The sequence below is a fragment of the Ruegeria sp. CDSC021 genome, assembly GCF_059610845.1.
In genome coordinates this window covers 934,697-947,294 of sequence record NZ_JBXWOK010000001.1, presented here as the reverse complement: position 1 = coordinate 947,294, position 12,598 = coordinate 934,697, and the positions used below count along the sequence as shown (strand labels likewise).

Annotated in this window: 15 protein-coding genes; 6 read left to right on the top strand and 9 right to left on the bottom strand. The window is 56.5% G+C overall.

Features of this window, described 5'->3' with window-relative positions; translation table 11 throughout:
• Window positions 1–12 precede the first annotated feature (12 nt).
• A complete protein-coding gene (locus tag AC2FGB_RS04730) occupies window positions 13–357 on the top strand; it encodes a hypothetical protein (RefSeq protein ID WP_496693300.1) in 345 nt (114 codons plus the stop codon).
• A gap of 39 nt (window positions 358–396) precedes the next feature.
• Here AC2FGB_RS04730 and ilvC read toward each other — a convergent pair whose 3' ends face one another.
• Window positions 397–1,419 (bottom strand): ketol-acid reductoisomerase, encoded by a 1,023-nt coding sequence (gene ilvC, locus AC2FGB_RS04725; RefSeq protein WP_142634504.1) that lies wholly within the window; start codon window positions 1,417–1,419, stop codon window positions 397–399.
• A gap of 132 nt (window positions 1,420–1,551) precedes the next feature.
• On the opposite strand from ilvC, the gene AC2FGB_RS04720 reads away from it, so the two are divergent.
• Both AC2FGB_RS04720 and AC2FGB_RS04715 read left to right on the top strand, forming a co-directional pair.
• Complete coding sequence (locus tag AC2FGB_RS04720; protein ID WP_271946422.1) at window positions 1,552–2,007, top strand: Lrp/AsnC family transcriptional regulator; 456 nt, start codon at window positions 1,552–1,554, stop codon at window positions 2,005–2,007.
• Window positions 2,004–2,462 (top strand): Lrp/AsnC family transcriptional regulator, encoded by a 459-nt coding sequence (locus AC2FGB_RS04715; RefSeq protein ID WP_496693299.1) that lies wholly within the window; start codon window positions 2,004–2,006, stop codon window positions 2,460–2,462. Before AC2FGB_RS04720 ends, AC2FGB_RS04715 begins: the two co-directional genes overlap by 4 nt.
• Before the next feature lie 7 nt (window positions 2,463–2,469).
• On the opposite strand, the gene hutC is transcribed toward AC2FGB_RS04715, so the two are convergent.
• On the bottom strand, window positions 2,470–3,171 hold the full coding sequence (gene hutC, locus AC2FGB_RS04710; protein ID WP_142634498.1) for a histidine utilization transcriptional repressor HutC: 702 nt from the start codon (window positions 3,169–3,171) through the stop codon (window positions 2,470–2,472).
• 229 nt (window positions 3,172–3,400) lie between these two features.
• On the opposite strand from hutC, the gene AC2FGB_RS04705 reads away from it, so the two are divergent.
• Window positions 3,401–4,528, top strand: coding sequence for an aminotransferase class V-fold PLP-dependent enzyme (locus AC2FGB_RS04705; RefSeq protein ID WP_496690748.1), 1,128 nt, complete (start codon window positions 3,401–3,403; stop codon window positions 4,526–4,528).
• A gap of 10 nt (window positions 4,529–4,538) precedes the next feature.
• Here AC2FGB_RS04705 and AC2FGB_RS04700 read toward each other — a convergent pair whose 3' ends face one another.
• The 3 genes from AC2FGB_RS04700 to AC2FGB_RS04690 form a co-directional block, all read right to left on the bottom strand.
• The gene (locus tag AC2FGB_RS04700; RefSeq protein WP_496693298.1) at window positions 4,539–5,735 is read right to left on the bottom strand and encodes a UbiH/UbiF family hydroxylase; all 1,197 of its coding nucleotides are present in this window, start codon (window positions 5,733–5,735) and stop codon (window positions 4,539–4,541) included.
• Window positions 5,736–5,809: 74 nt separating this feature from the next.
• Window positions 5,810–6,058, bottom strand: a complete 249-nt coding sequence (locus tag AC2FGB_RS04695) for a hypothetical protein (RefSeq protein ID WP_271946430.1) — start codon at window positions 6,056–6,058, stop codon at window positions 5,810–5,812.
• An 85-nt stretch (window positions 6,059–6,143) separates the two neighbouring features.
• On the bottom strand, window positions 6,144–6,788 hold the full coding sequence (locus AC2FGB_RS04690) for a pyrimidine 5'-nucleotidase (RefSeq protein ID WP_142634490.1): 645 nt from the start codon (window positions 6,786–6,788) through the stop codon (window positions 6,144–6,146).
• A 99-nt stretch (window positions 6,789–6,887) separates the two neighbouring features.
• Here AC2FGB_RS04690 and AC2FGB_RS04685 point away from each other — a divergent pair, with 99 nt between their 5' ends.
• Complete coding sequence (locus AC2FGB_RS04685; RefSeq protein WP_142634488.1) at window positions 6,888–7,535, top strand: GntR family transcriptional regulator; 648 nt, start codon at window positions 6,888–6,890, stop codon at window positions 7,533–7,535.
• Between the two features lie 3 nt (window positions 7,536–7,538).
• Here the strand turns inward: AC2FGB_RS04685 and AC2FGB_RS04680 are convergent, their stop codons facing one another.
• Both AC2FGB_RS04680 and carA read right to left on the bottom strand, forming a co-directional pair.
• Complete coding sequence (locus AC2FGB_RS04680) at window positions 7,539–9,410, bottom strand: glycosyltransferase (RefSeq protein WP_496693297.1); 1,872 nt, start codon at window positions 9,408–9,410, stop codon at window positions 7,539–7,541.
• A 73-nt stretch (window positions 9,411–9,483) separates the two neighbouring features.
• Complete coding sequence (carA, locus tag AC2FGB_RS04675) at window positions 9,484–10,650, bottom strand: glutamine-hydrolyzing carbamoyl-phosphate synthase small subunit (protein ID WP_281972285.1); 1,167 nt, start codon at window positions 10,648–10,650, stop codon at window positions 9,484–9,486.
• Window positions 10,651–10,834: 184 nt separating this feature from the next.
• Here carA and AC2FGB_RS04670 point away from each other — a divergent pair, with 184 nt between their 5' ends.
• Complete coding sequence (locus tag AC2FGB_RS04670; protein ID WP_142634482.1) at window positions 10,835–11,314, top strand: GatB/YqeY domain-containing protein; 480 nt, start codon at window positions 10,835–10,837, stop codon at window positions 11,312–11,314.
• Between the two features lie 21 nt (window positions 11,315–11,335).
• Here AC2FGB_RS04670 and AC2FGB_RS04665 read toward each other — a convergent pair whose 3' ends face one another.
• The gene (locus AC2FGB_RS04665; protein WP_142634480.1) at window positions 11,336–11,827 is read right to left on the bottom strand and encodes a DUF2244 domain-containing protein; all 492 of its coding nucleotides are present in this window, start codon (window positions 11,825–11,827) and stop codon (window positions 11,336–11,338) included.
• 44 nt (window positions 11,828–11,871) lie between these two features.
• Complete coding sequence (locus AC2FGB_RS04660; RefSeq protein ID WP_142634478.1) at window positions 11,872–12,471, bottom strand: 2-hydroxychromene-2-carboxylate isomerase; 600 nt, start codon at window positions 12,469–12,471, stop codon at window positions 11,872–11,874.
• Window positions 12,472–12,598: the final 127 nt, after the last annotated feature.

Below are 12,598 nucleotides of genomic sequence, written 5' to 3'. Positions count from 1 at the left end.
TGGAGATAAATTATGGACTACAAAGAAGTGAATGCTGTTTGCCAGCCCGGAGACGATGTGGCTTCACGAGATTGGTATGCTTGGAACAACAAGATGCCTCCGGGGCCCGGTAGGTTGATTGTGACGGGCATTGTCACGGTTGGTAATCCAGGGGTCGAGCCCATGTTGGTTATCGCCAATCCGCAGGGGATCAATCCCAGCCATTTGCTGCTCAACATCTTCCTCTGTCAGAAGCCCGGGAAATGGCCCTCGGTGGTTGTCGACAAGCCGGTGCGGTTCGAGCAGCATTCGAACCCGATGTATACCCATGTGGATATTGTTGGCGGGCCGTCGATAGAAATTTTTGACGCCCATTAAATGAATGACGCCGCCCCGGGGGGCGGCGTCATGATAGGATCAGTTCTTTTCCTGATCGACCAGTTTACCGGCCGAAATCCAGGGCATCATGTCCCGCAGCTTTTTGCCGACCACTTCGATCTGGTGCTCGTCATTGGAACGGCGCGAGGCTTTGATGGTGGGTTGACCCACAGCATTTTCCAGCATGAAGTCGCGTACGAATTTGCCGCTCTGGATGTCCGACAGGGTCTCTTTCATTGCCTTCTTGGTCTGCTCATAAGGCAGGATGCGCGGACCAGTGACGTACTGACCGTATTCAGCAGTGTTCGAGATCGAGTAATCCATGTTGGCGATTCCGCCTTCATAGATCAGGTCCACGATCAGCTTGGTTTCGTGCAGACACTCGAAATAGGCCATTTCGGGTGCATAACCTGCCTCGACCAGAGTTTCAAAGCCGCAGCGGATCAGCTCGACGATACCGCCACACAGAACCGCCTGTTCACCGAATAGGTCGGTTTCGCATTCTTCGCGGAAGTTGGTCTCGATGATGCCCGAACGGCCGCCACCGATGGCCGAGCAATAGGACAGACCGATTTCCAGCGCTTTGCCGGTTGCGTCAGTGTCAACAGCCACAAGGCAGGGAACGCCGCCACCTTTGGTGTATTCACCACGGACGGTGTGGCCGGGGCCTTTGGGGGCCATCATGATGACGTCTACGCCTGCTTTCGGTTCGATCAGGCCAAAGTGAACATTCAGGCCGTGGGCGAACGCAATCGCAGCACCCGGCTTGATGTTGTCATGCACGTATTTCTTGTAAGTTTCGGCCTGCAATTCATCGGGCATGGTGAACATGATGACATCACACCAGGCTGCCGCTTCTGCAATGCCCATGACCGCCAGGCCTTCGGCTTCGGCTTTCCTAGCCGAAGGCGAGCCTTCGCGCAGGGCAACGACCAGATTCTTCGCGCCCGAGTCGCGCAGGTTCAGCGCGTGTGCATGACCCTGGCTGCCATAACCCAGGATGGCCACTTTTTTGTCTTTGATCAGGTTGATGTCGCAATCGCGATCGTAATAGACGCGCATGATGCTGGTCCTTTCTGTTTCGATTGCTGTGGGTTTTAAGGCGATTTTCCAAGGATAGCGATACTGTTATCCTTGAATTATCACGAATAACTCGAGTATCTATTCTTGAAGTATAATAAAAAAGAAAAAATCATGCTTGATGATGTTGACCGCAGGCTTCTGCGTCATTTCCAGGCCGACCCGACGCTGACAACCGCTGAGTTGGCCGAGCTTTGTCGCATCAGCACAAGTGTCTGCTGGCGACGTATCGAAAAAATGCAAGAGGCCGGGATTATTCAAGCCCAAGAGGCGATCATTGACTGGGCCGCATTGGGATATGCAGTCGAGGTTTCATTGCGGGTGACGCTGGATAAGACCCAACCGCGTGCATTCGACGAGTTCATGGGTGTCGCGCGCGAGGTTCCCGAGGTGATCGAGATTCAGACCTTTTTGGGCCGCGTGGATGTGCGCTTATCTGTGCTTGCCAAGGATATGGCACATTACCAGCAGCTGTATCGTGACCGTATCCTGACTTTGCCGCATATCGCAGATATCGAGGCATTGATGCATATCGCGCGGGTCAAAAGCGATGAGGTGCTGCCGCTATGACCGAATTGGATGAGCTCGACCGCAAAATTCTGCGCGCTCTGATCCAGGATGCAACGCAAAGCGCGGGTGCCTTGGGGCGTAGATTTGGCCTGTCTCAGCCCGCGATGTGGCGCCGTATCCGGAGGCTTGAAACGACGGGGATCATAAAGGGGCGCCACCTGCGTTTGAATACAGAAGCGTTGGGGTTTGGGGTGACAGTTTTTCTGGGGGTCAAGTTAGCGCGGAAAGGTCAGGTCAGCCTTGAAGATTTCGAACGTGCCGTCAGTGCGATCCCCGAGGTTCAAACCGTTGAACATGTGTTGGGCCTCTATGATTACCGTTTGCGCGTCGTGGCACGGGATCTCTCGGACTTTGAACGTGTTCTGCGCCGCCGGATAATGACTTTGCCCGGGGCCGGAGATGTCGAAGCCAATGTATTGCTGAGCGAAGAGAGGCTACCCGGGCCTATCGGCTAGGCCCGTTTCAGTACCTGGTACGGATGTAATATCCGGGATGATGTGTCATGCGCGCAAAGGTAATTGGCTGCCCGTCTTTCCATGTCGTGCGCTCTAATTGGATCATGGACGTCCCCGAGGTTGTCCCCATGAATTCAGCCAGCCGTCCATCTGCCGAAATCGCACAAAAGGCGACTTCAGCATCGGTGAAGGGGGCGGCGTGCAACAGCCACTCATGCGGGCCTTTGGTGTCGAGGTCAGCATGTTCCACTTCTGGAACTGCATCGATATTGATCCAGCGCTCTTCCAGTTGAAACGGCCGGTTGTCTGCATAGTGCATGCAGACAATATGCAAAACACGCGCTTCTTGCGAGACGCTTAACTGAGAGGCAAGCCATCCGGGGCTGGAGACGATATTACGCTCGACCAGCGCATAACGATAGGTGGAGTTCTGCCCCTCGACATCCAGTCGGGTCAGGGAAAACTCCAGTTTTGCGTGTTTGCTGGGTTCTTTTTTGACCCGCGTTCCGCTTTTACGTTTTCTTTCAACGAAGCCCTGATCTGCCAGTTCCCGCAAAGCACGATTCACCGTGGCACGGGCACAATTAAATTCTTCTGCCAACTGGGTTTCTGTCGGCAGCACCGACCCCTGTGGCCAAACTCTGGTTTCTATTCGTCGTTTTACTTCGTCACGTACAAACTGAAAACTGATCCGCTTATGCGCAGTCACGAGTGAAAATACCTTTCTTCTCCAAAGTGTATGTATCTGGTCAGAAACACGTAGGGGTGTAAAGGGTTGCTGACACTGTTTGGCGTCATTAGTTGTCGATAGGGCCTTTGAGGCGTTAAAATTTTCTTAGGAAACCGGGTTCCGTTGGGTCAATTTTCAGTAATAACTGAGAGGCAGTGAGCGAAGTTGCGAACACCCGCTCGTTTCGTGGAATTTGAAAGGAATACCAATGCCCCCGCTTTTGGACAAAATTGACCCCAATGGGTTAGAGGAGTTTTCGGTCGTCTTCACCGATCGCTCGCTTAATCACATGTCGGTTCAGTTTCAGCATGTGATGCGCGACATCTCTGAGATGCTGAAAGGCGTTTACAACGCTGACGGTGTGGCCGTTATCCCGGGCGGTGGTACATATGCAATGGAAGCAGTCGCGCGCCAGTTTGCCCGCAATGCCAATGTTCTGGTGGTCAGGAATGGCTGGTTTTCCTATCGGTGGAGCCAGATCATCGAGTCCGGTGGGTTGACGGCGTCGGCAACAGTTCTGAAGGCGCGCCAGACCGGCAACTCGGCAACGTCCCCATTTGCGCCTGCTCCGATCGAGGAAGTCATCGAAACGATCCGCGATGGGCGCCCGGATGTGGTCTTTGCGCCGCATGTCGAAACAGCGGCCGGGGTCATTCTGCCCGACGACTATATTTCGGCGATGGCAGCCGCAGCCCACGAGGTTGGGGCGCTGATGGTTCTGGATTGCATCGCTTCGGGCTGCGCATGGGTGGACATGAAGGCGACGGGTGTGGATGTCCTGATCTCGGCCCCTCAGAAAGGGTGGAGCGCATCGCCTTGCGCGGGTCTTGTCATGCTGTCCGAACAGGCTGAGGCAAGGCTGGAGGAGACGACTTCGGACAGTTTTGCCGTCGACCTGAAGAAATGGCGGCAGATCATGCAAGCCTATGAAAATGGCGGTCACGCCTATCACGCCACGATGCCAACAGATGCGCTGAAAGCCTTCCGCGACACGATGGCTGAGACTCGAGACTATGGCTTTGACAAACTGCGTGACGCCCAGTGGGCATTGGGGGACGGTGTACGGGCAATGCTGAAGGAGAAGGGCATTGTTTCTGTCGCTGCCGATGGGTTTGGTGCGCCGGGTGTGGTGGTCAGCTATACCTCGGATCCCAATATCCAGAACGGCAGCAAATTCGCCGCCTTGGGCATGCAGATCGCTGCTGGTGTACCCTTGCAATGTGATGAGCCAGACGGGTTCAGCACCTTCCGTCTGGGCCTGTTCGGTCTGGACAAGCTGTACGATGTTGACGGCACAATCGCGCGTCTAAAGCGCGTGCTGGACCAGGTTTTGTGACCATCGGGCTTTAGCGGACGCCGAGGCCCATCTGCATCAGCGTCTTGCGCACGGTCGGCAGCGAATACAGCGCGTTCAACCCCATTGCACGTATGTCCCGTAAAGGCCGCGCCTCGATCATCGAGGCGCGGTTCAGCAAGTCGATACCCTTGACCCGGGCCTCGATCTCGGTGTGACGCGCTTTGTGATAGGCATCCAACATCTGCGCGTCACCCAGGCCCTCGGGACGGGCCTGTGCCAAATCCAGCAGGCATCGCAGATCACCCAAGGACATGTTCAGCCCCTGCGCACCGATGGGGGGCACGACATGGGCGGCTTCGGCCATCAGGGCCACGCGTTCGCCCGACAGACGCTCTGCCGACAGGCTGATGATCGGCCAGATGGTCCGACGAGAGGCCAGTTTCAACGGACCGAACAACCCGCAGGACCGTTCGGTCATCAGCGCTTCAAAGCTTTCCGGATCGGTGTTCAACAGCTCTACCGCGCGCGGGCCACGCTCCATCCATACAATCGCGGACGAGGGCTGACCCTGCCAGTCGGGCAGGGGAACGAGCGTGAACGGGCCGCCGGACCTGTGAATCTCGGTCGAGACGTTCTGATGCGGGATCGAGTGTGTAACCGCGAAGGCCAACGCCTTTTGCCCATAGCGCGTGGTGTGCACGTTGATCCCGGCGGCCTCTCGCATGGGCGAGTTGCGACCATCTGCGGCGATCACCAGTTTACAGCGGATGCGCGTCCCGTCGCTCAGGCCAACGCGGGCTTCGGCTGTACGGGTGAACAAGCTGACCGTGCCCGTTCCGGGGCGAAAATCGACATTGGGCAGTTCAGCGAGACGGGCCACCATTTCGCGCCGCAAGAGCCAGTTTGGCAGGTTCCAACCAAAGGGCTGGTCCGAGATATCCGCGGCATTGAAGTCGCGCACCACGCGCGGCTCGGGCACATCGCCGCCTGCATCCACAATCCGCATGATCTGAAGAGGGGCGGCATGCGCGTCGAGTTTTTCCCACAGCCCGCATTGTTCCAAAAGACCGTGGGCTGGTTGCAAAAACGCGGTGGTCCGTAAATCCGATCCGTCCACGTCCCGCTGGGTCACAGGTGGGGTAGGATCAACACAGACCACATTGAATCCAGCCGCGCCAAGGGCCGCCGCTGCGGTCAAACCGGCAATTCCGCCGCCGGAAATCAGGATGTCACACTGGTCGTTCATGGCGCCCTCTTTGGTTCTAACCCGACCCTAGAGCGGTTCGACTTCCCGCGCCAAGTGACATCCTGTCTCGCAGGTCAGCCGCGCGAGATCAGGATGAGGATCAGGAATATCACGGGCACCATCACGACGGCGGGGATATACAAGCCCGGCAAGCCAAACAGCATCACTGAACAGCCCCACATGCTGAAGATGGCGGCAGCGGTGTAATACCAGTCGTCCCCATCTGCATCGGCCGCATCGCGCGCCATCCAGCCAAACAGAGGAACAGCAAATAGCAGGCGCTGCCAGATGGGTGAGCGCGGGGGCATTTCGATTGCGGACATCTGGGTCTCCGTTCTGTTCGTCGCAGTTGGGATATAGGGGCGGCGCCCGGGTCGCAGTACGTGCAGATCGTCGCAGTGTGACAGCCTATCGCAGGCGGGCCAGAAAGGCGGTCAGGTCGTCTGTATGGTGGTGGATGTGATCGGCCATGTGCGGTTCGGGCGCGACATGAACCGTGCGCATCCCCATCTCATGCGGGGCCGCCAGATTGCGCGGATCGTCTTCGAACATGGCCGCTTTTTCTGCCTTGATTCCGTCTTGCGCAAAGATGGCCTGGAATGCGGCCTTCTCGGGTTTAGGACGGTATCCCGCATGCTCAACCCCATAGATGGCATCGAACAAACCGCTGAGGCCACGCGCCGCAAGGACGCGTTCGGCATAGGGCGCGCTGCCATTGGTATAGACAATGCGGCGACCGGGCAGAGCACGAATATGTGCCGCCAGATCCACGTCCGGGTCCATATGGCTCATATCCACCTGATGCACGGCATGCAGGTAAGGGTCGGGATCCAGATCATGTTCGGCCATCAGCCCGGCCAGCGTGGTGCCATATTCGCGCCAGTAATGGGATCGCAGTCGGTCGGCCTCGGCCCGGTCGACGCCGATGGCCTGAACCACATAATCCGTCATCAGCACCTCGATCTGATCGAACAGGCGCATATGCGGCGGGTACAGGGTGTTGTCCAGATCGAACACCCATTGGGAGACATGGCTGAAGGCAGGTTTGACCATACCTGCCGTTTAAGCGGCGCAGCGCAGGTTTTCAATGCAGTACTTGATTGTGCGCACTGCAGACGGATAGACATGTCCGAACGAGGAGAAAAACAAAAGATGCCCCAATCCAAGCAGTCCAACAGCGACGCCTACAGCCTTATTCTCGAAGCGATTGATGTGGGCATCTACAAGCCCGGTGACAGGCTGGTCGAAAGCGAGCTGGCCGAAAGGTTCGGTGTTTCGCGCACGCCAATCCGCGAGGCGTTGCAGCGGTTAGAGACCCAATCCTTGCTTGAACGCGACGGGCGTTCGCTGATTGTGGCCTCATTGGACCACAATCAGATGGCAGAGCTATATGTCGTTCGCCGTGAACTTGAAGGTCTCGCTGCAAGTTTGGCCGCCAAGCACGCGACCGAGGAAGAGATCAAGGTGCTGCAGGAAATGGTTGCCGAAGATGATGCGCTGGTGGACAATCCAAACGCCCTGTCTCGGGCGAACCGGCGGTTTCACGAACAGATCCATCTGGCCTCGCACAACCGCTATTTGGTGCAACAGCTGAACCTTGTGCACCGCACAATGGCCTTGATGGCAACGACATCGCTTGCGGTTTCCGGGCGCGGTGAGATCGCGCAAAGTGAACACAAAGGCATCGTCGAGGCGATAGCCGCCCGTGACGAGCAAGCCGCGGAACGTGCGTTGAAAGAGCATATCTCGGTCGCTTTCATGACGCGTCTCAAGCAGGATGCGGTTCGTCGCGAAAGCTGACGGTCACATGTCGAAGGCTTCTTCACTGGCTTGACCGTGTTGGGTTTTGTCCCAGAAGAACGGGTTGATAGCCAATTCCCAAAGGGCTTTGTAAGCTGCCAGCACACCCAAGGGGAAATACAACGGCATTGTCGGCACCCACGGCATCAGAAACCGTCTTTCACGGGCGGCAACAGCCAGTATCCCGATGGTCACATTCGTGATCTCTGCAAATACGAACAGAGCTATCAGTATGGTCATGACCTTGCCCGGAATGACGGGATCCAGCGGGCTGGCCAATCCGAATGTGGTAAGCCAGAACAGCCACAAAACCGGGGCCAGCAGGAATTGTCCGACGGTGCCCAGAAAAAACGCCTGAAGCCCAAGGAAGCGCAGCACACCCAGCTCTTTCAGCAGATGGACCGGCGCGCGCATATGGACAAGATATGTGACCATAAAGCCCTTGAGCCATCGTGAACGCTGTTTGACCCAAGGCCAGGCCCGAAAGTTTGCTTCTTCGAAAGTGGTGGTATCAACCATCTCGGTCCGATAACCCGCGCGGCTGAGTCGGACGCCCAGATCCGCGTCTTCGGTCACATTATGGGCATCCCAACCGCCCAGTTCCAACAGCTTTTCGCGACGAAAGAAAAAGGTTGTACCACCAAGTGGAACCACCAGCCCCAACCGGGCAATGCCAGGCAGGATGACCCGAAACCAACTGTTATACTCAATGGTAAAGCAGCGAGACCGCCAGTTGGTGCGCGGGTTGTAATAGTCCAGAACGCCTTGCAAGCAGACGACGTCTTCACCGGCTTGGGTGAAATGTCCGACGATGCGTTCGATTTGATCGGGAAGAGGGGCGTCCTCGGCATCCCAAACGCCCAGAATATCACCACGACAGAAATCCAGCGCATAGTTCATCGCGCGCGGTTTAGTCGTCAGCCCGCTTAATGCCGGTACTTCGATCGTGCGGATCCAACAGGGCAGCTCGATTTTGGCCAGGGTTGCACGGGTTACCATATCCGTTTCTTCCAAAACCAGAATGACGTCCAAAAGAGCTTTGGGATATGTCAGACGCCGCAATCGGCGGATCAGAGCGCCAGCAATCTCTCGCTCTTTGTACAAAGGGACCATGATGGAAACGCGAGGCAGTCGAAGAGGAAGCGTGGTGGCGGTCTGACTGTGGCGTTTTCCTTTGTAACATAGAAACGAGAGCAATCCCGCCAGACGCAATGTCAGGAATAATACAAGCGACGTAACGGCCGAAACGACCAGAGCCAGCAGCCCCGGAATGGGTTGCGCCAGGAACAGTGTGGCGAGGCCAAGCACTATGGCAATCGGCCCAATACGCGAGCGCCGAGTCCAGGATCGGCAACTATGAGCTATTGCCACACGGGTTTCAGCCTTTTCAGCAAGGCTTTCCGAGAAAATGCTGGCGATCGCGTCGTCGATCCGGTCCGCATCGGCAAGCACGGGTATGATCGTTTGCTTTTCCTTTGCCAACTGCTTGCGAACTGCGTCGAACTGATCGGGATTGGCGGTAGCGACCAGGAGAATGGGACCGATGCGCATCCAGGGAATGATGTTGTGATCCAGCCAAAAGCTGGCGGGGCGGGTTTTGCAAAGGTCCGGATTTGGTGGATGCAGATCCAGGTCCGCGATCTGCAATCCTGTTTGTTCAGACAGCGCCGTCAGAACCTCGGACCGATCTACCCAGCCTTCGCCGACCAGGATTTCGCCCAGTGCAACATTTTGTCTGGATTGCAGGTGCAGGGCTTTTTGCAACTGATGGTTCGAAAGCAGCCCGCGGTCGATCAGGCAAGCCCCCAAAGGCTTGCGCACCGTTGCAGAAATCGGCGCGGCCGATGCGAAATGCTGCAGGTTCAGTTCAACCATTCAATCAACCCAGACGTGGTAATCTGCGTCAGGGTGGAGCGATTAAGGTTAACAGGCCGTTAAGGCTGTATGATTATGCCTGTGCCTTTCGGGCGGCCATCGCATGCGAGAACCGCTCGAACAGGTAGAAGCTGTCTTGTGGGCCTGGAGATGCCTCTGGGTGGTACTGTACCGAATAGACCGGTCGATCCGTCATGCGAATTCCGCAGTTTGAACCATCAAACAACGAACGATGAGTCTCAACGACACCGTCGGGAAGGGTTTGAGCGTCTACCGCAAACCCATGGTTCATCGACGTTATTTCCACCTTCCCAGTCTCGAGATCTTTTACCGGGTGGTTCGCCCCGTGGTGGCCGTGATTCATCTTGACAGTCTGACCGCCAAGGGCCAGCGCAAGCATCTGATGACCAAGGCAAATCCCGAATACGGGTAGGTCGGTGGTGTCCAATACCTCTTTGATCATCGGTACTGCGTATTCACCCGTAGCCGCTGGATCACCGGGGCCATTGGACAGGAATACGCCGTCGGGATTATGGGCCAGAACCTCAGCCGCGGTGGCCGTTGCGGGCAGCACAGTGACATCGCACCCGGTCGAGGCAAGGCATCTCAGGATATTGCGCTTTGCCCCGAAATCCAGTGCCACAACCTTATGTACTGGGGCCTCTTGCCGTTTATAGCCATCTGGCCAGGCCCAACGCATCTCATCCCAGCGATAGCTTTGCGCACAAGTCACTTCCTTGGCCAAATCCATACCTTCAAGCCCGGCAAAGCCACGCGCTGCCGAAACCAGAGCTTCGATGTCGAAATTGCCCTCAGGATCATGAGCCAATGCCACATGAGGTGCGCCTTGCTGGCGAATTGCGCGGGTTAACCGGCGGGTATCGACACCGCCAATGGCAATACGCCCACGCTGGGCAAGCCATGATTTCAGCTCTTCAGCAGACCGCCAGCTGGACGGTTCGGTTGGGTCCCATTTGACGACCATTCCTGCCGCGACAGGATCACCGGTTTCGTCATCCTCGGGGTTCACACCAACATTTCCGATATGAGGGAAAGTGAAGGTCACGATCTGTCCGGCATAAGAAGGATCGGTCATGATCTCTTGATAGCCGGTCATTGCGGTGTTGAAACACAGCTCGGCCACGGTCTGGCCTGTGGCGCCGAAACCGACCCCGTAGAACAGTGTTCCATCGGCCAAAGCCAGACATGCGGTGGGCTTAGACGGGGCGTTCTGGGCCATAGCGCGACTCTCCTGCAGGGTAAATCGGCGCATACCTAAGGGGGTTATGCGCTTGGGTCAAGTGTGTTCAATTTTTGGGCTATTGAGCAATATCAATGACTTAGATGTTTAGGCCCCCGGTTGTATCACGCTTTTTGTTTCGATATGGTCGGGGTTCCTTTTGTCATGGGGATGGACAAACTAAATGGATATGCGATCACGGGTGAATTCCGCCCTGAAGCAAGCAATGAAAGACAAGAACGCCGAGCGTCTGTCGACCCTACGTCTGATCAATGCAGCAATCAAGGACCGGGATATCGCGTCTCGTGCTGCGGTCAACGAGGAAGCCAAGGGTTGCGGTGATGCCGAAGTTCTTGAAATTCTAGGGAAAATGTCCAAGCAGCGTAAGGAAAGTGCGCGTGCTTACGAAGAGGGTGGACGCCTCGATCTGGCGGAGCGTGAACTGCGCGAGATAGAAGTCATAGAAGAATTCCTGCCCGAGCAACTGGACGACGATGAGGTGACGAAAGCCATCCAATCAGCGATTACGGCCACTGGTGCCGGGTCGATCCGGGATATGGGCAAGGTCATGGGCGAGCTCAAGACACGCTATACTGGCCAGATGGATTTTGGGAAAGTTGGGCCCATGGTCAAAGATCAGCTTTGTGCGGCTGCCAGCGGCTGACTGCCGTGACATGCTGAGAGCTTACTGCGCGACTGGTTCGCGCAGTTTTTCTTTGAGGTCATCGTAAAGCGCAATCCGCTCTTCCTCGGACAGGAATGCGCCGATTTCTACTTCGCGACCTTCACCCTTGAGGGTGACGTAGTTCGGAACCGGGCCGCCGCTCTGATGGATCTCGGGGCGGGCCCAATAGCGATTACAGGCCCATTCCTGCTGCCCCCGTCGCGGGTCATGATGTATCAGATGCGCCTGTGTTCCGGTCAGCGTCAGGACTTCGAATATGCTACGGGCCCGATAGTTTGACCGGAGAGCCAGCCAAAGGCCAATAACTGTTAGCAGCAGGAAGGGCAGCAACCCCCAAAGCAAGGCCGAGCCGAGCACGGCCAAAAGCGGGATCAACCCGAACAAAAAGACACTAAACACAACCCGAACTGCCCAATGACGCGGCAGCGAGTTATGCGGCCACAAGCGCAGCTCAAGTTCTGATGTGGTGGTTTGATTCCATCTGTAGGGCATGGCCGGAAGATAGCCCAAAGCGCGTCCGAGTCGACGCTGAAAATTCAGATGACGTGCCCGACGCGGGCCCACGATAGGGCATCGTCCAGCCGATCATCCCCCCAAAAGACTTCGTTCCCCACAACCAGGCTTGGGGCGCCAAAAATGCCCAGCTTGATTGCGCGTAGTGTTTCCGCCTCAAGTGCGGCGACAATGTCGGGGCTGCGCGCGCGGGACAGGATCAGTCGGGGATCCTGCTGACTGCGATGTAGCGCTTCGGACAGGGCGGTTTCGCTGCCGGCCTCTACACCTTCTTCGAACCAGATCCGATATAGAATTTGCGTAAAGTTCTTGCCCCAGCCTTCTTCCATTCCCAACAGCGCTACTTGATTTGCCAAGGCAAGGTCAGAAATGGGGTAGGGCGCAGGAAGCTGGGCGTGCATATGGTACTTGGCCGCCCGACGCTCAATGTCGCGCCACATATAGGCGGATTTGACGGGTTTCCCTGCAAAGGGGATGTTCTTCTGCTGCGACATCACTGTGCGTACATTGAACGGCCGCCATGTGACGGACGCATCGTGTTCAGAACACCAATCGTCCAGGCGCATGATCGTCAGAAAGCTGTAAGTGCTTCCGATAGAGTACCAGAAATCAAGATCGGGCATATGAACCCTCGGGGTTGCCGATTGTTTTGCCTTTACCAGAGTACCCTATTTTGACCGATCTGGCGAATTTCCGGTGGCACGCCACTTAGAAATGAAAAACCCCGCCAAGTTGGCGGGGTTTTCTGTT